17 protein-coding genes are annotated in these 22,778 nt (G+C 53.7%); all 17 read right to left on the minus strand.

All coding sequences use genetic code 11. The features are described from left to right. Positions 1–18: 18 nt before the first annotated feature. The 17 genes from Q1A74_RS11080 to Q1A74_RS11160 all read right to left on the minus strand — a co-directional run bounded on the left by Q1A74_RS11080 (position 19) and on the right by Q1A74_RS11160 (position 22,775). Positions 19–2,346 (minus strand): hypothetical protein, encoded by a 2,328-nt coding sequence (locus Q1A74_RS11080; protein ID WP_299595773.1) that lies wholly within the window; start codon positions 2,344–2,346, stop codon positions 19–21. 279 nt (positions 2,347–2,625) lie between these two features. Beyond that, positions 2,626–4,401, minus strand: coding sequence for a DEAD/DEAH box helicase (locus tag Q1A74_RS11085; RefSeq protein WP_299595775.1), 1,776 nt, complete (start codon positions 4,399–4,401; stop codon positions 2,626–2,628). A 292-nt stretch (positions 4,402–4,693) separates the two neighbouring features. Next, the gene (locus tag Q1A74_RS11090) at positions 4,694–5,926 is read right to left on the minus strand and encodes a capsular biosynthesis protein (protein WP_299595777.1); all 1,233 of its coding nucleotides are present in this window, start codon (positions 5,924–5,926) and stop codon (positions 4,694–4,696) included. Between the two features lie 229 nt (positions 5,927–6,155). Then, complete coding sequence (locus Q1A74_RS11095; RefSeq protein ID WP_299595779.1) at positions 6,156–7,187, minus strand: phytanoyl-CoA dioxygenase family protein; 1,032 nt, start codon at positions 7,185–7,187, stop codon at positions 6,156–6,158. Between the two features lie 30 nt (positions 7,188–7,217). Continuing rightward, entirely contained in the window at positions 7,218–9,287 is a 2,070-nt protein-coding gene (locus Q1A74_RS11100) for a capsular polysaccharide biosynthesis protein (protein ID WP_299595781.1), read from the minus strand. Beyond that, positions 9,278–10,240, minus strand: coding sequence for a glycosyltransferase family 1 protein (locus Q1A74_RS11105; protein WP_299595783.1), 963 nt, complete (start codon positions 10,238–10,240; stop codon positions 9,278–9,280). Before Q1A74_RS11105 ends, Q1A74_RS11100 begins: the two co-directional genes overlap by 10 nt. Before the next feature lie 34 nt (positions 10,241–10,274). Further along, on the minus strand, positions 10,275–10,553 hold the full coding sequence (locus Q1A74_RS11110; protein WP_367275398.1) for a hypothetical protein: 279 nt from the start codon (positions 10,551–10,553) through the stop codon (positions 10,275–10,277). Next, the gene (locus tag Q1A74_RS11115; RefSeq protein ID WP_299595787.1) at positions 10,531–12,003 is read right to left on the minus strand and encodes an SLC13 family permease; all 1,473 of its coding nucleotides are present in this window, start codon (positions 12,001–12,003) and stop codon (positions 10,531–10,533) included. The genes Q1A74_RS11110 and Q1A74_RS11115 overlap by 23 nt, the downstream gene beginning before the upstream one ends. A gap of 63 nt (positions 12,004–12,066) precedes the next feature. After that, positions 12,067–14,238 (minus strand): glycosyltransferase, encoded by a 2,172-nt coding sequence (locus Q1A74_RS11120; RefSeq protein WP_299595789.1) that lies wholly within the window; start codon positions 14,236–14,238, stop codon positions 12,067–12,069. Between the two features lie 89 nt (positions 14,239–14,327). After that, positions 14,328–15,272, minus strand: a complete 945-nt coding sequence (locus Q1A74_RS11125; RefSeq protein ID WP_299595791.1) for a hypothetical protein — start codon at positions 15,270–15,272, stop codon at positions 14,328–14,330. After that, on the minus strand, positions 15,272–17,329 hold the full coding sequence (locus Q1A74_RS11130) for a glycosyltransferase family 2 protein (protein ID WP_299595793.1): 2,058 nt from the start codon (positions 17,327–17,329) through the stop codon (positions 15,272–15,274). The genes Q1A74_RS11125 and Q1A74_RS11130 overlap by 1 nt, the downstream gene beginning before the upstream one ends. Before the next feature lie 248 nt (positions 17,330–17,577). Then, positions 17,578–18,513 carry an SIS domain-containing protein gene (locus Q1A74_RS11135; RefSeq protein WP_299595795.1) on the minus strand — a complete coding sequence of 312 codons (936 nt, stop codon included), beginning with the start codon at positions 18,511–18,513 and terminating at the stop codon, positions 17,578–17,580. Beyond that, positions 18,510–19,304, minus strand: coding sequence for a 3-deoxy-manno-octulosonate cytidylyltransferase (gene kdsB / locus Q1A74_RS11140; protein ID WP_299595797.1), 795 nt, complete (start codon positions 19,302–19,304; stop codon positions 18,510–18,512). The genes Q1A74_RS11135 and kdsB overlap by 4 nt, the downstream gene beginning before the upstream one ends. Further along, positions 19,279–19,824: an HAD family hydrolase gene (locus tag Q1A74_RS11145; protein ID WP_299595799.1), complete on the minus strand. Its 546-nt coding sequence runs from the start codon at positions 19,822–19,824 to the stop codon at positions 19,279–19,281. The genes kdsB and Q1A74_RS11145 overlap by 26 nt, the downstream gene beginning before the upstream one ends. 2 nt (positions 19,825–19,826) lie before the next feature. Further along, entirely contained in the window at positions 19,827–20,657 is an 831-nt protein-coding gene (gene kdsA, locus Q1A74_RS11150) for a 3-deoxy-8-phosphooctulonate synthase (RefSeq protein WP_299595801.1), read from the minus strand. A gap of 369 nt (positions 20,658–21,026) precedes the next feature. Then, positions 21,027–21,638, minus strand: coding sequence for a sulfotransferase family 2 domain-containing protein (locus Q1A74_RS11155; protein ID WP_299595803.1), 612 nt, complete (start codon positions 21,636–21,638; stop codon positions 21,027–21,029). A gap of 42 nt (positions 21,639–21,680) precedes the next feature. After that, positions 21,681–22,775 carry a hypothetical protein gene (locus tag Q1A74_RS11160; protein ID WP_299595805.1) on the minus strand — a complete coding sequence of 365 codons (1,095 nt, stop codon included), beginning with the start codon at positions 22,773–22,775 and terminating at the stop codon, positions 21,681–21,683. Positions 22,776–22,778: the final 3 nt, after the last annotated feature.

A 22,778-nucleotide genomic window follows, 5' to 3' on the forward strand; every position in this document is an offset into this window, starting at 1 on the left:
ATTCTTGGCACTTAAATACTACATAGTAGAGATCTGAAAAGGCCTCTCCGCTACGCGCTCAAAGTTGATATTAAAGATCGTCCCGAAATTGAGAATGTGCTCCGCCGGGACACCCGCTGACCGATCCAGGAAAGGATCAGCAAAAAAACGATGGTAGTGCCGCATGCCCACGCCATTCATATTTTGATGCACGACCCACTCTCGCTCGTTGTAAAGAACGCAGTCTTCACTCGGTGCCGGATCCCAGGTTTCCGCCTGACAGAACCCAAAAGATGGATCGAAATAACGCCGAATAAGCAGGTTGCCAGCTTCATTAATTTTCCACTGCCCAGGCATCACCGAAAATTCATCCTCAGTCAGCTCACCATTAGAATTTTGGTCCCACCCTGAAATCGTTAATGCAGTACCATCCGCATTTACCTCAAACCAGAAAGGCGACAGCGGGGTGAAAAAATCAAGCGGATAGCGGTATATACCCACCGCAGAGGACAGCGACCACGCTGGCGCTTCTTTCAGGTACGCTTTACCAATGGTGGAACGTTTCGCCGCCCCATCCGAAATTTCCGTGAAAATCAACGGAGAGCTTTGGTTTTCTCCACCCAGGAACACCAACGTCAGTGGGTACCCCATGACATTCGCAATCTGCAAGTGCCCGTTATCTTCCACTGTCCACCCAGAACTGACCTGAGTAGAACTGGCAACACCCGACCCTGTAATTGAATCAATATTAATCGTGACACTTCCGCCTGTATCGACACTTCCGGCAAAAATAAGCTGAACAGATTCCACGTCAAGGTAGGCATCGGGACTCTCTGCTGACGGGTCCGTAACTTCACCCGGTAAAGCCGGAACCGGAATACTCAATGCGACCCCCATCTGCAGGGATTCAGCTATGCCTATAGTGCCCGCATCACGAATGGCGAAAGAAGTATCAATGATACGAACCGGCTCAGTAGAAGGGAATTCACCATTCGGATATCGCGTAAATTGCTCGGCGGTTATCAAAAGCCAATCAATATCAGCTGTGTGATCGAGCCAGTTGATCAGGACCGGCTTCACCACCAGCTCTTCCTCAACCATAGCGCCAACGCCATCGTGATAATTTGATTCGGTTCTTACAACGAAATCAGCTCCGTCAATTTCAAGACCTGCAGAAGTCACCACCCAGCTAATCGAGTTTGCGCCAAGATACCCGGATAACTCACCGTTGCCTTCAGCCCCAACTTTTAAGCGATACCCGACGTGAGCACGTTCTGTACCATCAAATGGGGCCGGGTTGAGGCTGGGGGAAGTAAGGTAGTAGGTATCTTCGATAACAGAAATATCAGAGAGAGCTGGCGTTACCAGGTTCTGGTCAGCGACAAGTGCGCCCAAGGCTTCCTGATAAATCGCGATATTGCTCTTCTGGATATCACTCGCCAGCTTTGAAGCGGCTTCGAGATCCGCAGCCAATGCATACGTATTCGGAGTACTCTGTGGCATCACAACATCGGGAGAGTTTGAATATTCCAGCACAAGCTTGAGCAACGTACCCAGGTGGAGAACCTTACTACCGCTCAGCAATTTCTTTCCGGCAGACAGCGCTTCTTGACTGGCAATACTACCAGGTTCGCCCTGCTCTAACTGCGCTGCCAGTGCGGTAGTCAAGCTAGAGATGACGACGGGCGAGTGCTCAGCGCGTGTCAACACACCGTCATCGCCAGCGGCATTGGCTAAGGTTTGGATATCGCCCATCAGAGAAACGAGCCTGAGGCTTGTATTCGAGCTTGTTACTTCAGCTCGAACCATTTCCGAAGTCAGGCTATCGTCAATGGCGATTGAAATAGCATATTCACCACTCGCATCAGACGAGGTCGTAAATGTCTGGCTACCCACACTAAACGTCACTTGCGTATTAGCCACGGAGTTGCCAGCAACTATGCCTTCCACAGTCACACTGACTACCTGAGCAAGAACGGTAACCGTAACGTCTTCCATCGCCGAAGCGCCATCATCATCAGTGACGGTCAGGGTAAGTATCGCTTCGGAATCTTCCGCCACGGCAGGCGCCGTGATTGACACCGTATCCGTGTCCACGCCGGAGAGCTGCAGAGAAACACCTGATTTTTGCTCCCAAGAATAGGAAGCGATACTGCCATCGGTATCTGACGCAGACGCTTTGAGCGTTGCCGCCGCCCCCTCTTGCACCGAAATGGCAGTAAGGCTGATGGCAGGGGGCTGATTGGTCAGCCCTGGTGTCTCATCTTCCCCACCGCCGCCGCTGCCTCCGCCACCGCCGCATGCGGCAAGCACCAAACTGAGGGTGCCTACCAACAACCCACCGATTCGTTTGTTTTTTATACTCATCGAAAGTTCCTTAGCTCAATAAGCGCGCAAGCAAGTATGAAAGTGACCGCACAGGGTGCAGTGCGAACAAGAATTTTATTCCGCGCCACACCAAGACGGCCTTTTCACTCAAAACCTCAACACTTTTACCCGCAATCGTTTTGAAAATGCGCACTGATTCCCATCAATGTCCACCTTAGCCTTGGAATAGCGTTTATCAGTTATCAGTCAGGAAGTGCTCACAAATCTACCGGGCACAAAAAAGGGCACCAATTGGTGCCCTTTTTTTACAACGCGAATTTAATCGCGTGGCTTTTTCGGAGTGCGCTTTTTAGCTTTGAACGGGGCATTGCCACCTTTGTCACCGCCGCCTTGCCCTGAGAACTTGGCGATGTTCATCGGCCGACCGTTTACGCGGACCTTCTTCAGGTGGTTGAAGATCTCCTGGGGCATGCCTTCCGGCAGATCCACAGTGGTGTAGTCCGGGTAGATTTCGATACGGCCAATGTAGGAGCTATCGAGATCCACTTCGTTGGCGATGGCACCGACCACACTGCCAGGGCGCACACCGTGCTCGCGGCCTACTTCGATACGGAAGCGCTCCTTGCCTTCATCGGGCGGGCCAACGTGCTTTTCTTTGTCAAAGCTCTTCTTACCACGTTTGCGATCATCCCGCTCGCCACGCTCACGGCGATCACTGCGGCCGTCGCGCTCGTTGCGGTCATTAAAGTCACGCGGTTTCGGCTCGCGCTCGTCCAGCAGCAGCGGCTGGTCGCCCTGAGCCATCGCGGCCAGTGCAGCAGCCACATCCAACGGATCCACTTCATTTTCTGACAGGTACTGATCCACCAGGTCGCGGAAGGGTGCCAGGTCTTCACGGCCGCCCAGGGTATCGCTAATACGACCGCGGAACTTCTCCATACGCGACGCGTTCACGGCCTTCGCAGTTGGAAGCTCAAGACGCTCGATGGGCTTCTTGGTGGCTCGTTCGATCACGCGCAGCATACGGCGTTCACGGGGCGCGACAAACAGGATCGCATCACCCTCGCGACCGGCGCGGCCTGTACGGCCGATACGGTGGATGTAGGCTTCAGTGTCGTACGGGATGTCGTAGTTGATCACGTGGCTGATACGTTTCACGTCCAGGCCGCGCGCCGCCACATCGGTGGCAACTACAATATCCAGCTTGCCTTTCTTCAGCTTGTCGATCACCTGCTCCCGCAGGTTCTGAGCCATATCGCCGTTCAGGGCGGAACTGGCAAAGCCGCGGGCGGCGAGCTTGTCGGCCAGCTCCACGGTAGTGTTCTTGGTGCGCACAAAGATGATGGTGCCGTCGACCGGCTCTGCTTCCAGAATACGGGTCAGTGCGTCCAGCTTGTGCAGGCCGCCTACCGGCCAGTAGCGCTGACGGATAGTGTCGGCTGTCTCGGTCTTGACCTTGATCTTTACTTCCACCGGATCGTTCAGGTGGTCGCGGGCAATACGCGCAACTTCCTTCGGCATGGTGGCGGAGAAGAGTGCAATCTGGCGCTCGTCGGGGATCTGTTCCAGAACCCATTTCACGTCGTCGATAAAGCCCATGCGCAGCATTTCGTCGGCTTCATCCAGTACCAGCATTTTCAGGGAAGACAGGTCCAGCGTGCCCTTACGCATGTGGTCCATTACACGGCCGGGTGTACCCACTACCAGCTGTACACCACGCTTCAGCTGCTGAATCTGGCCGCGATAGTCAGCGCCACCGTAAATAGGCGCTACATGGAAGCCTTTGAGGTTGGATGCGTAAGACTGGCAAGCCTCGGCCACCTGAATCGCCAACTCTCGGGTAGGCGCCAGGACCAGAGCCTGGGGACGCTTGCTTTTCAGGTCCAGGTTCGCCAGCAGAGGCAACGCGAAGGCGGCCGTTTTGCCGGTACCGGTCTGGGCCTGGCCCAGCACATCGCGCCCACCCAGCAGTGACGGAATAGTCTGTGACTGGATGGGAGACGGGGTTTCATAACCCAGCTTGGTGACGGCTTCGAGAATTTGCGTAGGCAGGCCCAGCTGGTCAAAACCAGCAGGTGCGGAAGTATCGGTCATATTGAGTTCACTTGAATGTACATAGGAGCCGAGTCGGCGCTTACCCCATGGGGATAACCATAGCGCACGACTGTCGATTGCAGGGCAAGGCGAAGAAGCCCATTAATAGCACCGGCTATTTCAAGCTCATTCAACTCAGAGACAGGGGCCTGTGGCGAGGAGGTCTGTTACCCATTTGACTAATGTCCCGCTCGAGGGCCCTTGTTGGCGCGAGGCCATTCCGGACGGGTGGGGACAAGAGGCTGCGCAGTCTACCAGTTTGGCGGCAGACTGCCAGCTTAATTTTTGATCATCAGGCGGCGAGGTACTCTTCCTCATCGGCCACCAGCGGAACCGGGCGCTCTATGCCAGACACCAGTACCGGCGCCATACGCAGCCAGGCTTGCTCGACTGCATGGTCCATATCCTTGGAAAAGCTGCCGTCCAGCTGGGTGCACTCGTAAAGGTAGGTGCGGAACTTGCGGAAAAATTGAAAATCTACCGGGTGCGCCGATTGCCAGAATTCGCTGAGGGTTCCCTGGTGGGTCAACCCCGGCTGATCGTAAAGTGCGCGCCCCAGAGTAATGGTCGGCACCCTGTGCAAGAGCGCGGAAATACCCACGGTGCTGTTGATCGTAATCAGCCCTTTGGCGTGGTCGAGTAACGTTGGCAGATGCAGGTCGTGACAGTAAACAATCCGGCCCTTCACTTTGTGCGCACGCGCCAATCGGTTGATCAATTTTCCGTAGTGGCAGAAACCGCGATCCATCGGGTGGTGCTTGATCACCAGCAACTCGTGCTCGGCGGCGCCCTGGGCGAATGAGTGGATTACTTCACCAATCGAGTCTTCAAGATTGTCGTAATCCGAGTGCTCGCGGATCTGAAAATCGTCCTGGGTCTGCAATGCATAGAGGTAAAATTCACCGCTGTGACGCTCAGTCAGCGCAGCGAGGTAGTTGCGCTGGGTCAGTTTATACAGGCCCTTGCGGTAAAAGCTTTTCAGCCAACAGCCCGCTTCCTGCGTCCAGCTGCGCGCGCGGTGATGGCGATACCCGGAGAATTTGTGGCGAAGGAACCGGGCGGTGATGTAGTAAGCAATAGCAAACCACGCCCGGTGCCAGAAGGTCTGGCCAATGCGGATTTTGCCGCTCCGATTGTGCGGCTGGTAGCTTTGCACTGCTTCCGGCGTCCAGTCGATACCGGAAAAGCCATTGACTCCGCCCTGCTCGAGGGTGACAAAATCCGGGCGGAGATAGCCCTCTTCAAACGCCCAAAAGGTAACGCCCTGCTCTTCGCAAATGGTGCGGGCTTCCCGGTGATAGTAACGGCAATCACCATAGACAACGACGGCACGGATATCGTGCTGGCGCAGATAACCGGCAAAGTACTCCGGCCAACCAGCCTGGCCACCGGAATAGTTCACCTGATGGTCGGCCCAGCCGAACAGGCGGTCGCCACCGTTAAAATTGATCTTGTGTGTTTCCAGACCGCGCGCGGAAAAATACCGGGCGCAACGCGCAAAGAAAGGACCATGCGGCCCTTGCAAGAATACGACCCCTGCCATTTATCCCCACTTAGCCCCGCAGCAAAAGTTGCCGCCCCCCGGGGCACTACAAGTGTGCGGGAAACCCCCGCACCCCAAAAAATTAAATCGACCAAATGCGGTCAAAAATTAAACATAATTCGCCATTTATTGTGCGTGACAGCGCATTATTGGCGCAAAACTATACAGGCATACAAGATATTTGTCTTGTCCCACGTTGTAACAATTTGAGCTATCGGGTGAATCTCCCACCAAAATTTCGCTGCTCACCACTGGCGAGCTTGGTGCGGTCCAGCCTCTGCAAAACCTTTGCCCAGCCCCACTCAAATGCCCGCGCCGTGGACTCCGGCCACAGGGTAAACAGCGGATTGAACGGATTGTCTCTGGCCTGCATCCACACCGTCATCCGGTGGGACTTCTCCGTCGCTTCCCCACGGCGATGGAAGCCATACACGTTCGCCACCAACAGCGTATTCGCCGGCACATGGAACACCTTCGGCTGAAAACCCATTTCCTGAAGGTCTTTCGCACTGACACGGAATGAACCGTCCCAGTACCTCGCCGGATCCCGCGCGTCACCGCGCTTGCAGGCCTCCAGACTCTGCCGGTACTCCCACTTCAAACGGCGCAAGCTCAGGCAATGGGAGCCTGGCACATACACAAAGGGCCCGTTGCTGTCGTCAGTATCATCAAGATACAGCCACCCCTTTACACAGGGATGAAAAGTATCCGCATGCAGATCCCGCTGCGGATCCGGCCTCGGCACCACATTGGCGTGGTTGCACAGGTTTTCCACGTAGTACAGTGGGCGCCGGTTCTTGGACGAGCAGTAGCGCATCAGGCGGTCGAGCCTCGGGTGCCCAATCAGCGACCGCATTGCGGGCATCTGCTCCCGCTCAGCCCCGGTAATGAACACCCGCTGGGTTAGGGTGGTGCCTTCCACAAACTCCCGCACATCTCCCTCATAGCTGTGCAATTCACGCGCCAGTTTGTTGAAGTCGGCGTCAGGAAGGAAGTTGCGCTTAAGAATAAAGCCGTATATGCGGAAGTGGCGCCGGTCTTCGGCCGGCACCAGCGGCGACAGCAACAGAAGGCGGAAACGGAACAGTCCGTGCGCCAGCACAATGCGGACAATATGCAGCCCACAGCGGTTCAGCCAGTAGCTGCCGATGATCGGGTTGTTTTTGAAGCTCTTGCCCCAGGAAAACAGCTCAAGGAGCCATTTGGGCAATAGATAGAATTTTTTGTAAAACTTCGTATTCACGTAAAACCAGACCGTGACTTTGTTGTGGGGTTAACGCCTGAAAAACCGGTTGCGCACTATACGGTAAAGCGCCCGTCGCCACCCGTGCTGATCCGCGTGTTTACGTTGGGCCTCCAATATCTGCACCGCTGTTTCCACATCCACAATATCCCCACTGCAGGGATCCACATAGGTGGGATACAGAATCAACGTCGCCGCGACCAGCTCATCCAGGCTGCGCTTGCGGCCGCGCGCTCTCAGGCAGCGGCGCACCGACGCCAATTCCGCAAGCGCAGCCGGGGCTCCCTCGTTACCGCCGCTCAACAAACGGTCCTCACTCAATCCCCAACCGGCGTAAAACGGCAGGCCATAAGTCACCACCTTTATAGAGCGCAGCAAGGCTTCAAAGCCGCTCAGGGAGCAGAGCGTATGCAACTCGTCCACTTGGGCAAGCAGCGTCGGCATCGGCGTATCGGTTACCAGCTGGTCGAAGAGTTCGCTCCCGTCCTCGGCCAGCTCGCCTACCCGGCCGCCGGCCAGCACATCCGGGTGCGGCTTATAAATGATGTATGCCTCCGGGTTGGCCCGGCGCACCTGCTCCAGCAATTGCCGGTTAGTTTTAAGCCAGGGGGATCCGTGGGCGATGGACGCATCGCTCTCCACCTGCCCGGGTACCAGGATTGTGGTGCGCCCCTCCGGCAAATTCAGAGCCGGGGCCTGATCGCCCACGTTGTATTTGCTCAATTGCCGGCTAACCAGCAGCGTGCGTAATACCGCCGCACGCGCACAGAGCGCAGGATCAAATTCCGTGTTTTTTAGAATCGACTCGAGATCCGACGGATGCGTCGCATCGTAATAAATACCCTGCCCATCAAGCACCAGGGAAAGCGGGCGCACCAGATCTGACCCCAGGCCCACCGAGCGCAGAAAACCGTCCTCCAGCCGCCACAGCGGCAAACGCGATCTTTTGCACGCGGCCACCACCGATTCCTGCAGACTACTGGCCCAGGCCACCACCTGTGTTCCTGGTGCGGCTTTGGTGATGGAGACAGAATCATTTCCGGCGAACTGCATTTGCTCCGGCCGCGCCAGAAAGTCCGGCACAAAACCCCGCTTCCAGGTAGAAAAATTCAACCCCAACCAGGGCCCAGTAAGTTTCTGGTGGCGCTGCTTCTGCTCCCCGATCAGCCTAATGGTTTCTTCAAGCTGGCAGCGTTTACCGGTATAGGGATTGATGTAGCGGCAATAGTGCAAATAGGCCGCGGCGAATACCTGCTCAAGCGACCGGTTTTGCCCACGCCGCGCGCACTCCTGCACATCGTCAGTCAGCCCCCAGCCTGCAAAGAATGGCAGACCGAAACAGACCACCGGCTTGCCAGCCAATAGCGCATCGAAACCGAACTGGCTGGTAGCCACATAGACCTTGTCGACTGCATCCAGCAACGCCCAGGGGGAAACATTCTCCGACCACAAACGGCATTGCTGCTCGCGTGCCGCATCCAGCAGGTAGCCACGCTTCTTACCGGCGATCACATCCGGGTGCACCTTCACCACCACTTCCGCATCGGGGTTATCGGCGATGGCTGATGCCAGCATCTGACTGAAAGTCGATGCATCCGCAGCACCGTATGTAATCGCTGCATCGCCGAAGGTCTGATCCACCACCAGCACACGGCGGCGGTCATCCGGCCAGTTGACGGGCGTATCCGGGGCATTGTTGTATTTGGACAGGCGGTGCTGGCACAGCAACTCTATGCAGGCCCGTGCGCGTTCGAGCGCTTCCTCAGAAAAATCCGCCGCAAGAATTAAATTCTCCAGATCACTGGGTGCGGTCGCGTCGTAATAAATACCGGTGTAATCAACCACCAGACTATGTAGTGGTGCACCCTGCACACCCAGCCCCAAGGAGCGCAAAAAGCCGTCTTCCAAGCCGACAAATGGCAACCCGGACTCCGCCGCAATTCTGCGCGCGCGCGCCGCCGTGGGCTTGCGCCCCCAACCGGCAATATGCGTAGTGCCCTGTGCCGGGCGCAGAGCGAACCAGTAACTGGGCGCTTCCAGCAACGCATCGAGATAGGGAATCCGCTTCAGCCCGCGGACACAGTAACCAATCACAGACACGCGCGCGCCTCGCTCAACATCTTCGCCCGGAAAGGCGCATCCGCAGCCAACTGCAAAATACAGTCTGCCCAGGCACCCTGATCCATTGGCAACAGCAGGCCATTTTCCCGGTGACGCACCACCTCGCCGTACACCGGTCCGGCCGCATAAATACCGACCGCCCCGGCCAGGGTGATATCGAGAAATTTGGTGTGCGCACGGGCGCGGTTAAATGGTGAATCCAGCAATGGCGCCAGCCCGATACTACGGCCCGGGCGCTGCAGCAGTAACTGGTAGGCATCCCACTTCATCGGGTACAACACATGTACCCGGGGCAGACCTCTAAATAATCGGTTAACACCATTGTTGCCGATCACCTCAAACACAATGCGCTCGTTCGCGGCCAGCACCTGCGCGATCACCGGACGCAACCACTTCAAGTCCGCACCGTGGGAGGCGGAGCCATGGTAAAAAACGGTAACCGGCGCAGAGCCAGAGCTCTCAACATCGTCCCGCCCCAGCAACGGCAGTAGTCCCGCCGGCACCTGCGGCGCCAGCAACTGCGGCTGCCACTCAGCATAGCGCTGTTGAAGATACGGGGTGGACACGAGCAGCTTCGCGCCCATCGCCCGTAACCAGGACTGGTGCCGCCAGCTCAGGCGCAACAACTTCCATTGATAACGCAGGGGCATGCGGGCAAAGGCTGGCCAGCTGAACAGGTCGTCGTCCATAAAGTAATTCAGCTGCCGGATGACGCCTCGATGCCGCTCGATCAGCTGCCGCCAATTGCGGGGTACATAACGCACAAATGTGACGATGGCACCGTCAAGCAGGTCAGCAGACGGTAACTGGGCAAAGGAACAGCGAACAACATCCGCACCGGCTCCACTCAGGAACGGCCGCACGAAGTAGTCAGAAGATGGGTTTGCCCCCTCTTCAACAACAATATGCCTGATATTCTCGCGCTGTTTCACCTGGCTATATCCAAAATACTTTTGTACAAATCCGCTAAAACGGGAAGACCAGCGGCAACAATATCAAAACAGTGATTGAGTAGGCGAACGTCAGAGGAAGCCCGGCACGCACGAAATCCCGCAGGTGGTAGCCCCCCAGGTTCTGCACCATCAGGTTGGCCCGGTAGCCAAACGGGGTCAGGAAGCTGGCACTGGCCGCGTAGGCCACCGCCATCACGAACGGCATCCAGCTTACGCCAAAGCTCTCTGCCAGGCTCCAGGTCAGGGGAAAAGCCAGTGCCGCGGCAGCGTTATTGGTCATCAACTCGGTCATCGCCAGGGTCAAAAAGAATACCCCGATCAGTGCCAGGTAAGGGCCGCCCCCTTTGCACCAGACCGCGCAATCCTTCCGCCAGCGCCGTTGCCAGGCCGCTGCTGGAAAAGGCCTCGGCCAGCACCAGTGCGCTGGCAATGATCAACCAAATCTGGAACGGGAAGCGGCGCTGCAACTCGGTAGTGCTCACAATACCCAGAGCGATCATGCCGCCCAGTAACAGCACTAGCCCCTTGAGCAGTGAGAAATACCCCATGGCGGCACCGGCCACCATGCCGATAAACCCGAGCCCCAGCAGCCAGCTGTCGCGGCGAGAGAGCTGGCGCTGCACCGCATTATCGCTAACTGCATAAAAATTCTTATCGATATTGCGGTGATGCTTGAAGTCCGGCCCTACCGCCAGCAACAGCGCATCTCCCGCCTGCAATCTCTTTTCACCCAGCTTGCCCGGCAGACGATCACCACCGCGATGTATGGCCACCACGGCCGCATCAAAGCGGGTGCGGAACTGGCAACTCTTCAGGGTTTCCCCAGCAATGCTGGAGCTCGGGGTCAGCACCACCTCGATCAAATCGAGCTCCAGTCGCTCGTCCTCCAGCGCAAACTGGTGCAGGCCGGGGATATCCTGCAAGCGGCCTATATCCCGCACATCACCACTGAAGATCAGCTTGTCACCGGACTTTACGATCTCGGTGGGCGCCACCGGGCTGATGGTGCGACGGCCACGTACAATCTCCACCAGGTACAGCGTCTCCAGCTGCCGCAGCCCGTTCTGCTCGACAGTTTTACCATCAAGCGGAGAGTCTTCCTCGACCTCTGCCTCCAGCAGGTATTCGGTGATCGCCTCCTGTACACCCCGCCCTTCGGGCAGCAGGCGATTGCACAGCAACAACACCACCAGGCCCACAACCAATACCGCCAGCCCAACGGGCAAAAACACAAAGAAGTCCAACCCCGACTGGCCGCGATCCAGCACGAAGCTGTTCACAATCAGGTTGGTGGAGGTGCCGATCAATGTGAGGGTACCGCCGAGAATGGCCGCATAGGAAAGCGGAATCAGCAATTTGCCCGCGGGGTAGCGGCGCTGCTTCTTGACGCTGGACGCCAGCGCAGCCACCACTGCGGTGTTGTTCAGAAATGCAGAGCTCAGCGCCGTCGCGCCGGTAAGGCGAACCAGGCTGCTCGTCAGAGAACCGTTGATCAGCCGGTCGGACACCAGGCGCAGCCAGCTGGCTTTTTCCAGACCAATCGATGCCAGGATCAGCGCGACCAGTGTGACCAGCCCGGGGTTGACCGCTTTTTGCAGTACCGATTCTGCCGGCACCAGACCGGTCAAAAAGCAGACTGCGGCGCCAGAGGCAAAGACGAGAGATGGTCTAAAGCGGGTGAATACAAGAAGCGCGATTACCGCTATAAAAATAACAGCTACCGCTGACTGACTGAGTGTCATATAAGTGCCACAGATATACAGCGCTAGCTGCTCTATTAATTTTCCTTTTGTGCGCGCTTCCCATCACGCCAAAGAAAAGTCTTCGTGGATCAGGGTAAGGTTGGGATTATACGCAGGATCTGTATCCAGCTGATCGCCCCAGCGTCTGCGCATGTAATCAGCCTCACGCTGCGCGCGACGGCGCTTTGCCGTGGTGTCATCAGCACCGCGGGAAACCGATTCGTGATGATATAGCTCTGCATATGGCGTCCACAGGTTACGATAACCTGCCTCGCGGACTTTCAGACAGAGATCCACATCGTTATAGGCAATCGCCAGATCGGCCTCATTAAGGCCGCCAACCTGTTCAAACACCGACTTGCGCAACACCAAGCAGGCACCGGTGACCGCAGACAGATTCTGCACCACCTGCAAGCGCCCCATATAGCCCGCAGCGTCGCGCCGGGCATATTTATGGCTGTGGCCGGCGGTTCCACCAATTCCAAGAATTACACCACCGTGCTGAACGGTATCGTTGCCGTAATATAGTTTGGCGCCCACACACCCAATCTCTTCCCGGCAAGCATGAGCCACCATTTCACACAGCCAGCCCGGAGTAATAACCTCGATATCGTTGTTGATCAACCCCAGAACGGAGCCCCGTGCCAGAGTCGCACCAAAATTGTTGATCGCCGAATAGTTGAATGAGTGGTTCCACTGGTAAACCCGCACTCGCGAATCGCGCTGCACTTCCTGGAAATACACTAGGGTTTCCGAGCATCGGCTCTGGTTGTCGAGTATCAGGATTTCGTAATTGGGATACTCGGTTTTCTGAAGAATGGAATCCACGCACTGGCGGAGAATATCCACACCATCCCGTGTCGGCACCAGCAGGCTGACCATCGGCTCCGGTTTCGGTATCGCCCAGCGAAGACGAGCCGAGGGTGTGCCCTGTACCTCAGTAGATTGCCAACCCTCCAGCTCAGTCTGAATACCTGCGTCCGCCAGGTAGTGCTTCAGTGCGTTTTTCTCCGCAGACTCCAGCAACTGCTGGTCCGCAACCGGTATCACCTTTTGGTGGTATAGAACCCGAGGGATATGGCTTACGTCATCCGCAGTCAGCAACTCACGGCACCGTAACAAAGCACCGTAAATGGTGACTTCCTTGGCGGCTGGGAAGCCGCGACTAATGCGCTGCAATAATTCCCTGCGGAAAAAGCAGCACTGACCCACATAGCTGCTTACAAGCAACAAGTCTGGATTCCAGGCGGGCCGGAACAGCGGTGCCTCGCGGCCGCCTGCACGGTTCAGCGTATCGGCGTCTGTATACAGCAGTTGCAGACCAGAGTTTTGTGCAATTGCCTTCGCCGCGAAATAAAGTGCATGGGTATGCAAGCGACCGACCGGAGGTAACTCGGACACAAAGTGGGTATCCGCAGATTCCTCGGAAGTGCATAAGCGTTGTCCGGAGAGCCCCCCTCCCCGTTCCTGCAATATGACACGCTTATCACCCAGTGCGGCCTCTTGTAAACGAGTAAGAGCAGGGCTGGGCGCGGCAAGTAAGTCAGCACTGACTTCTAAATACAGGCGCCAGTGGGGGTAGGACTGCGACTTTAATGACCGTAATGCCGGCCAAGCCGAATCTAGCGTGTGTGAAGCCACCCGTAAGCGAAGTGTGAATAGTGCCGGCGGCGGCTCGCTGGCGGCAAGAGCCGCAACATCTTCACTCTGGGGGAACTGCCCTACTTCAACCTGAGCCAACCACTCCGCGTAACCAGTCTCAGGGCAGCGCTTGTGAAAAGTTTCCGAATAATGCATCAACGCTACCGAACGCCAGCTACGCCCGTGTTCAGTCGCTTCCCGCTTCAGGGCTTTGCTTACCGCACGACTGGACTGCCCGCGAAAATTGCGGTGCATATTAGCCAGGCGCTGACACAGTCGATCGCGAGCAAAGTGAGGAGCCAGCCAGGCGAGGCAGCAGTGGGAAACCTGATAACCAGCCGCAGGGTCTGGTTCATTCGTACCGGCGTCACCCGAGCCAATAATCTCCAGCTCCGCGGCCCGCACCCGCGCTGGGAAAAAACAGATCCGTTTGGCTACCTTTCCCTGGCGAAGCGGCAAGGTCACCGAGAGTGCAGGGTCAAAGCCGTTACCACAGTCCACCCGCAATAGCAGATGCCGGGCTCCCGTGGCTTCCGCCAATTGGAACTCGAGCATATACCAGCCTTTGCCGGGCAGGCGGCCATGCCAAGCCATCGCGGACTTCTTATCCCCCCCCAATGGAGATAAAGTACTGGGCTGCAACCGCACGAAACTTCGTAACGGCCTCATAAAGCTCTGCGACATCAGGAGTGAAGGGCGTTATTCGGAAGTACCTGCCCGGTCTCTTCAACCCGACAAATCACATCCAGCCCCTTTGCAGGCTGCGGCAGCTCGGCAACAAACCCCACCTGGCCGTTGCGCAGCACGCCCTGCCCACGCAAGCCGGGGCGATCCAGCCTCGCCACAACCGTGGAATGCACGGCACCATTTACCAACACCTCGATAGTGACGGGGGCATCACCTACCTCGGAGGCCGCCCAACCGTGGAGCTTGCCGTTATGAATCTCGCGTACTTCGCCCATAGTAAAAGGCTTGCCCGCCTTTTTCAGCTCCCAGCGCCACTGGAACTGTTCCAGCGCCGCGCGGTAAAAGCGTATTTCCTTTTGGTTGATCTCCGCCATTTCCTCAAGCTGCGCACCCGGAATCGCGTATTCCTCAACCTTTTCGCGGCCCTTGTTCTCTTCAAGCACCGGAACGGCCAACCCGAACTTTTCCTGAATAAATTCTAGTGACTCTGGGTAGTGCTCGGTAAACCCGATCATACCCAGCGCAGGCCAGGCGATATTATCGAACATTCTGAGCTGCCGATTAATGAATGGCGCTGAGCGATAAAATGTCGGGAAGTCGTGCTTGTATTCGTAGTGGCGTACAAAATGCTGATACTCCGAGTACACGCGCTGTACCGGGTCCCGCAGAAACGTGATAAACCGCTGCAAACCAAAAGCTGGGACATATCTCTGGGCGTTAAAGTGGCCCGTTATAAACTGGAAGCCACTGTCATCAAACGCTCGACAAAACTGCCAGAGGTCGCGCTCGCCCAGAACCCAGTCGCGCACAATGGCACTGGTTTCTGGTGACTCGGGGCCGTAATCACGCACGACCCGCTCAGCACCCAGAACCTGATCTACACCAAACCGAAAGCTGGTACCGGCCGTCTTGGGCACATGTACAAAAACCAAAGGGTCCATCAAACCACCTCCCTCAGGGAAAAATCCTCACGCGAATGGGTGAGATTGGGATTGTAATACGGGTCCCGCTGCAACAGCGCGCCCCACCGCTCTGCCAGGCGGGCTTTTTCCTCATCAAAGCGCGCAATCTTCTCCGGGGTATCCTCCTGCCCGCGAGACTTGCTCTCATGGTGGTAAAGCTCGGCAAACGGCGTAAATACGTTCAAATAGCCGGCCGCCTGAACGTGTAGGCAGAAATCTACATCGTTATAGGCCACGGTATAGGCCTCATCCAGCCCGCCCACCTCTTCATAGGTGGCCTTACGCACAAACAAGCAGGCGCCGGTCACCGCACTCAGGTTCTGGCGCACCTTCAGGCGATTGAAATAACCCTGACTGCCCCGTGGTGACCCGCGGTGAGAATGGGCCGCGTAGCCGCCCAGCCCCAGAATCACACCGGCGTGCTGCACGGTGTCGTCCGGGTAATACAACAATGCGCCGACGCAACCGTTCTCCGGCTTCTGAGCAAGCGAAGTCAGCTCCTCAATCCAGCCGGGGGTAATCACTTCCACATCGTTATTAATCAAACCGAGAATATCACCACGGGCATTGGCCGCACCGAAATTGTTGATGGCGGAATAGTTGAACGGCCGGTCATAGGCCAATACCCGAATGCGAGCGTCGTGCTGTACCTGCGCAAACCAAGCCAGCGTCTCCGGCTCTGTACTCTGGTTATCCAGTATCAGTATCTCAAAGTTCTGATAGGTCGAACGCTCCAGAATCGACTCCACACAGGGCCGTACCACCGCCAGCATATCCCGAGTTGGGATCAGCAGACTGACGAGAGGCTCATTATTCAACGGGTATTCAACCCGATAGAGATTGTCATCGTCCGTTTCCTGGACGCTGCCCGCGATTTCACATGTATCCAGAAAGTCCTGCAGCGCCTTCCGCCCCGCCGCCGAGGTGTAAGATTTCTGCTCAGAACCAAGTGCCGTGGACCCAGCGTGAGCCCGCCAGTGATACAGCACCCTGGGGATATGCACGATCTGCTCCGATGACAGTCGTGCAGAACAACGCAGCAGCAGGTCGTAATCCTGCGCCCCCTCGACACCGGCCCCTTCGCGGAAACCACCCACCGCCTGAATCAGGGAACGACGGTACACCGCAAGATGGGTAACGTAGTTGTGAGAGAGCACCAGCGCCGGATTCCAGTCCGGTTTGTAGTGGGGTGCAAAGCGGCGGCCCTCTTCATCGATAAAATCTTCATCGGAATACAGCAGCTCTGCCCCGGGGTTTGCCTGAATAGCAGATGCCACCTCCAGCAAGGCGTACTCGAACAGGCAATCGTCGTGGTCCAGTAGCGCCACAAAGTCACCATCGGCGAGAGCCAATGCCGAATTACTGGCCGCACAGATATGACCATTTTCCTCACGCTGAACAAACTGGATACGACGATCCCTCGCCGCATACCGCTTCAATGTCTCTGCCACGGCAGGATCCGTGGAGGCATCGTCGGCAATGCATAATTCCCAGTGTGGGTAAGACTGAGCAAGCACAGAATCCAGGCAGGATTGCAGGTGCTGGATGGGCGGATTGAATACCGGCACAACTATAGAGATGCGCGGCTTACCTGACAGCGAATTCAACCGCAGCGCGACATTCGGCTGGGCGTACACCGTGCGCTCCCGCGCCAATTGCGCCTCATAGCCGGACAGTGAGCGCTGCACGAACAAGGCGTTGTACTCCTCCCACAGCGCCTCCCACCCCAACGACTTTGCGATTGACACAGATTTGGCCAAACTCGCATTCACCAGCTTGCGCACCATACTGCGCACCGCGAAGCCACGGGTTACCCTGGCCAGCACAAACTGCTGGACCTGGATCTGTGCGGGAAAATCACAGGGATCAAAGCGCAGGGAGTGGGCGCGCGACGGGAAATAGCAGAGTCGCTTGTTCAGGCGGCCGGGCTCAAGGGGCAGCGAAAATGATTCCACCTCTTTAAAGCCATGACCGTAATCCGCGTAGAGCTTACTGGGAAGGGCTCCTAAATCTGCACTCGCCAGAATTTCGAGCAAGTACCAGCCTCGGGGCAAAAGACCCGATTCTGGCACAACACGGAACGCTGGGTCAGAACCAACACACTGCCAACGTCCCTCAGCAGGACGACATCCCTGCAGAGGAATCAAATCACAGCGCTGACGACGCTTAACCCAGCGGCGCAATTCACCAAAGAAATAACGAACGGAGTTCACGGGTGATAATCACTCAAATCTAAAACAGCCAAATTCACGCCAAAAGTCTACTCTGCCCCCAAATATTTAAATTACTTTTTAAACACACCTACTACATTACCGTTGTCAGCAACAAGCACTGACGTAATTTTTCGAGAATCCATTAATTTAATCGCATCTTCCACCCGCGTCCCCTTAGAAATAATTATCGGGTCTGCAGACATAAAATCTTCTGCCCGTACTTCAAAAATTCCAACGCCATAGGATTCAACCGCCCGTCTGATATCTCCATCTGTAACAACGCCGCACTTATCTCCCGTATTCACTATGGCAAGCCCGAGTCGTCCGCGGCTCATTGCATTAATGATTTCAGTTACTGAAGCATCACTATCAACAAATGGAAGATCTCCGTCTTCCATCTCTTCATCCACCCTCGCCAACAAACGACGCCCCAGTGAACCGCCAGGATGAAAACGCGCAAATTCCTCGGGCCGAAAGCCCCTTGCTTTCATCAACGTTACAGCCAGAGCGTCGCCCATTGCCAAAGTCGCAGTTGTTGATGCTGTGGGAGCCAGCTGAAGTGGACACGCCTCTGCTTCTACACCTATATCTAAATGGCTGTCTGACGCTCTAGCCAAAGTAGAGCATGGATTGCCGGTCATCGAGACTAAATAATTGCCGTTATCCTTGAGAAAAGGGATTAACTTCAGAACCTCATCTGTTTCACCGGAATTCGAAATCGCCAGGAATACATCACCCGGCGTAACCATACCTAAATCGCCGTGGTACGCTTCACCGGGATGCATGAAGAAACTGGGTGTTCCGGTACTCGCTAAAGTCGCAGCGATCTTTTTCCCAATAATCCCTGACTTTCCCATCCCACAAATAATTACCCGGCCTTTAGACTCTAAAATTCGCGAGACAGCGTCTTCAAAGCTCACATCTATTTTTCCAGCCAATGCACGTACCGCGTTAGCCTCGATATCAAATACATCTTTCGCTATTGACTTATAACCCAACATTTTCATTTTTGCGCCAAAAACAACTTAACTACTGATTCAGCATCAGAATACGTATCAACACCATGAGGGGGGCAGGAGTGCCAATCAAAAACACTAACTCTGACACCTTCTCGGAGAGCTCTCATCTGTTCTAATTTTTCCAAAGACTCCACCGTGTCTACAGGAATTTCGGACAAAGATGCAAGAATCTCATATTTATAGGCATAAATGCCAACATGCCTCCGAAAATGTTCAAGCGGCCAATCCTGAGTGCTCGAAAAATCTCGCACATAAGGAACTGGGCTACGAGAAAAATAAAGAGCATCGCCTCTTACATTTGACACGATTTTCACCACGTTAGGATCCACCAATTCTTTCGAATTAGAAATCGGAGCCGATACCGTGGCCATCTCTAAACCCGTCAACTTGAGGCAGAAATCTGCAAAACATGCCAACAAATCTACTGGAATTAACGGCTCATCCCCCTGAACATTTATTATGCAATCATCCCCAGACCAACCGAGAATGGCACCTACTTCCGAAGCTCGATCTGTCCCAGACTCGTGTCGTGGGTCAGTTAAAACACCGTGAATGGAGTGCGCCTCAAGAACCCGCATAATTCTTTCATCGTCTGTAGCAACGACAATTGAATCGGCGAATGATGCGGATCTAACTTGCTGAAAAACACGTACAACCATCGGTGTACCCGCAATATCTAAAAGCGGCTTGCCTGGTAGGCGGGTGGAAGAAAAGCGTGCGGGAATAATGACTCTTACAGTAGTTTTTTTCACCTTACTGTACCACCATGCTTCTTTCATCTTTTATCAGCAGCGGCTGGTACATTTCCTCGAGAGAGAACCCCCTGCTGAATAAAATATGCTCTGCGACTTCGCGCGCGACTCCAGCACCGCCGGGACATTCTAAAATGATACTCGCATGCTTCTTTGCCAGCACATGGCCATCCGCAGGGGAGTAACTAACACCTACAAAATCCATTAACGAAAGATCAATTATGTCATCTCCAACGAAGACAATCTGGGATGGCTCAATATTCATTTCAGACACGAGCTGTTGCGCAGCACTAAGCTTATCGGAACACCCAGTAATAACAACATCGAGTGCCAGCTGTTCGCACCGGTAGTCCAATGCAGCACTGCGCTTGCCTGATACCACTCCGGCTCTAATACCATGTGCTTTCAACAAAGCAATGGCCACACCATCTTTAACATTAAACTGTTTATAGATTTCGCCTTCAGAGCTGACATTCAAACTACCGTCAGTTAATACGCCGTCAACATCAAATAGGACCAGCTTAATTCCAGTATATTTATCTCGCATATTTACTGTATTTCTAGCTTAGGCAAAGACTTTATTAAATCATCTACAGCCTTAATCTGAACAAGAAAAGGCTCCAATTTACTTAATGGCAATGCGCTTGGACCATCGCAACGAGCCTTGTCTGGATCAGGATGGGCCTCCAAGAATAGTCCAGCCAGGCCCACAGCCATGCCCGCTCGCGCCAGTTCAAGAACTTGAGCTCGACGACCTCCAGAAGCCGCCCCCATAGGATCACGCATTTGCAGGCTGTGGGTTACATCAAAAATAATTGGACAATTACCGGAAGCGTCCTTCATTTTTTTAAAGCCAAGCATATCTACAACAAGGTTATCATAACCAAAGCATGTACCTCGCTCACATAAGATGACCTGGCTATTTCCAGCCTCACGACACTTCTCAACAATATTTCCAACTTGTGTCGGGCTTAAATACTGTGGTTTCTTTATATTAATTGGCTTTCCTGAGCGAGCAACCTCTACTACCAAATCTGTTTGGCGCGCTAGAAATGCCGGTACTTGTATAACATCAACCACTTCAGAAACGGCCGAAACCTGCTCAACTTCATGAATATCTGTTATAACTTTTACATCAAACTCCCGTTTCACTGCCTCAAAAATTTCCATTCCCTCTTGCAAACCAACTCCTCGATAAGACTTTATAGATGAGCGATTCGCTTTATCAAAAGAAGCCTTAAAAACGAACGGTATACCAAGCTTGCTTGTCACACGAACATACTCTGCACATGCAAACATAGTGGAGCTCAAATCCTCTAAAACATTAATTCCACCAAAAAGCGTAAATGGTAACTGGTTACACAAACTTTCCATTTTCATACCAAAACTCAATCAATGCATTAAAACTACAACCAAACAATAAAGCAATAAAGCAATAAAGCAACAAAGCAACAAAGCAACAAAGCAACAAAGCAACAAAGCAACAAAGCAACAAAGCAACAAAGCAACAAAGCAATAAAGCAATAAAGCAATAAAGCAATAAAGCAATTATTACGCGTACGCAAAATACTGAAAAACACACGCTTCAAATAAAAGCTAACCTCCATATGAAGGAGTGCATCCCACTTTCGCAAATTATTTAAAAAAACCCCTACGGATCGCTACGCATGATTTATTCCTTTAACACGCAGACACCAACAATGCCCCAAAAAGTAAAAGGGCAATACCCGCGATTAAGGATTTTATAAATCAATATTTAAACTTTACATAGTCTGCCGAATAAAAATCGCGCAAAAGTTTCATCGTATCATCCGACAAGTCATCCACAGTAACCACTCCACTTTCATCACTGCGCATTTCCCAAACACCCTCGCCAGAAAATTCAGTTTCAAGCGTCTCTGACAACCACAGAACAACTTCTGACATACCCTGCTCCAATTGAAAAACCTGAGCTCCCGGCAATTCAAAGTGCCACTGAGGTCTGATGTGGTTATCAAAAATGTAAGGGTTATATTTATAGTTACCAACTGCCTGCTGAATCCATTCATTAAGATCACTGCTACTCGCTATCAAGGCATGCTGGCGCCGCCAGTTAAATTCACTTACCAACCTACTCAACGGCTCTCTTACCAACATGAACACAGCGTCAAACTTGGACAACTCGAACACAGAAGCTAAAATTTCAGAGTGGAAATGCTGGGGCGAGCATTTTAATACCGAATTAACCGAGCCCCGCCCCCCCCCATCAAAAAAACTCATAACCCAGCCATTCCGAGTGAAAAGTTCTTCGATTGATGTACCACCTGTTTTTGGAACATGGACAAATAAGACTTTACGACCATCCTTTATGAACACAGGCATATTTATGTCAACCAGTTATTTCCCGAAATCCAGACCACTCTCTCACAAAATACCAAGGAGAAGTTTATTTTTTCTCTCGTTGGCAGCATACGAGCCTGAAAACTTAGACAGTAACCGGTCAAATTCTTTCACATCATATGTTTTCAACTGATTAGTCGAAAGCACCGACGGACTTGAGGCTACTAGCTGTTCAGCATTGGAAAAGAAACTCACCCCTGATAAAGTTTCATATATCTCGCTCAAATTATTCGTGTGAAAGACATGTACGGGAATACCAAACCTCTCATAGTCGATCAAGCATGTAGAGACTGTAGATATTCCATACTTCGCTCTAGAGATAACATCTTCCGTAGTGTCCAAACCGTGGAAATATATATCCTCCGTCAAACCGTATATAAATAAGTTGCTTGGCTTAAAGGAATTTATATAAGAAAACACCCCTTTCCCTACAACTTCAGAGGGGTGCATACACCAAATAAAGAGCTCGTGGCTGTTCACTCTAGCCTTTTGGAAAATGGCTTGAATAAGCGATCTTTGATGCTCATCGCCATACATATACCAATTCGTGTTGGTGGTTATAACTGCATAATCTGGAACAACGGAATCTCCAGCTTTCCTTACCGACGAACCACTACTCCTTGGGTATCCGACACCCAAATTACCAAACCAGGTAATCTGGTGATCTGCGTAAGTTGGAACTTCCCGCCCAGCCCCAAAAGTGTTCGAGGCCAATTTTATAACCTTTGAGTCATCAGACAGATTATATCCCCACTGATACAAACCATGTGGAACTTCCACAATCGGGAGTTCAGCTGCGACAACTGCTTTCACCAGGCTTCTAAAACCTTCTGGTAGCACAGGACTTAAGTGCCCCACAGTCGTTATTACACCACCACAATTTAACAAGAGAGCTTTCACACTCCTGAAATCATCAGAAACCGTAACATTTTTCGGAACATTAAAATCATCGATAATGCTAGCCAAATCAAGCGTTGTATATATCAGGTAGTCATACTTTGACCCTACAACCGACAGCAACGCCAACTCGAACTGAGAAAGACCATTTGTTAAATATAGGAAAAACTTTTGGGGGCTGACACGGTTAGCCTGATAGAATGCAGAAATCTCATTATTCATATA

This window comes from uncultured Microbulbifer sp., from assembly GCF_947504145.1.
Classification (GTDB): domain Bacteria; phylum Pseudomonadota; class Gammaproteobacteria; order Pseudomonadales; family Cellvibrionaceae; genus Microbulbifer.

What these genes read in the sequence shown, in the direction of transcription:
- Q1A74_RS11110 (WP_367275398.1), bottom strand. Translation starts at nt 10,553, where the DNA reads ATGACCGAGTTGATGACCAATAACGCTGCCGCGGCACTGGCTTTTCCC.
- Q1A74_RS11135 (WP_299595795.1), bottom strand. Translation starts at nt 18,513, where the DNA reads ATGAAAATGTTGGGTTATAAGTCAATAGCGAAAGATGTATTTGATATC.
- Q1A74_RS11115 (WP_299595787.1), bottom strand. Translation starts at nt 12,003, where the DNA reads ATGACACTCAGTCAGTCAGCGGTAGCTGTTATTTTTATAGCGGTAATC.
- Q1A74_RS11155 (WP_299595803.1), bottom strand. Translation starts at nt 21,638, where the DNA reads ATGCCTGTGTTCATAAAGGATGGTCGTAAAGTCTTATTTGTCCATGTT.
- Q1A74_RS11160 (WP_299595805.1), bottom strand. Translation starts at nt 22,775, where the DNA reads ATGAATAATGAGATTTCTGCATTCTATCAGGCTAACCGTGTCAGCCCC.
- Q1A74_RS11120 (WP_299595789.1), bottom strand. Translation starts at nt 14,238, where the DNA reads ATGGCTTGGCATGGCCGCCTGCCCGGCAAAGGCTGGTATATGCTCGAG.
- Q1A74_RS11080 (WP_299595773.1), bottom strand. Translation starts at nt 2,346, where the DNA reads ATGAGTATAAAAAACAAACGAATCGGTGGGTTGTTGGTAGGCACCCTC.
- Q1A74_RS11085 (WP_299595775.1), bottom strand. Translation starts at nt 4,401, where the DNA reads ATGACCGATACTTCCGCACCTGCTGGTTTTGACCAGCTGGGCCTGCCT.
- Q1A74_RS11145 (WP_299595799.1), bottom strand. Translation starts at nt 19,824, where the DNA reads ATGCGAGATAAATATACTGGAATTAAGCTGGTCCTATTTGATGTTGAC.
- Q1A74_RS11125 (WP_299595791.1), bottom strand. Translation starts at nt 15,272, where the DNA reads ATGGACCCTTTGGTTTTTGTACATGTGCCCAAGACGGCCGGTACCAGC.
- kdsB (WP_299595797.1), bottom strand. Translation starts at nt 19,304, where the DNA reads ATGAAAGAAGCATGGTGGTACAGTAAGGTGAAAAAAACTACTGTAAGA.
- kdsA (WP_299595801.1), bottom strand. Translation starts at nt 20,657, where the DNA reads ATGAAAATGGAAAGTTTGTGTAACCAGTTACCATTTACGCTTTTTGGT.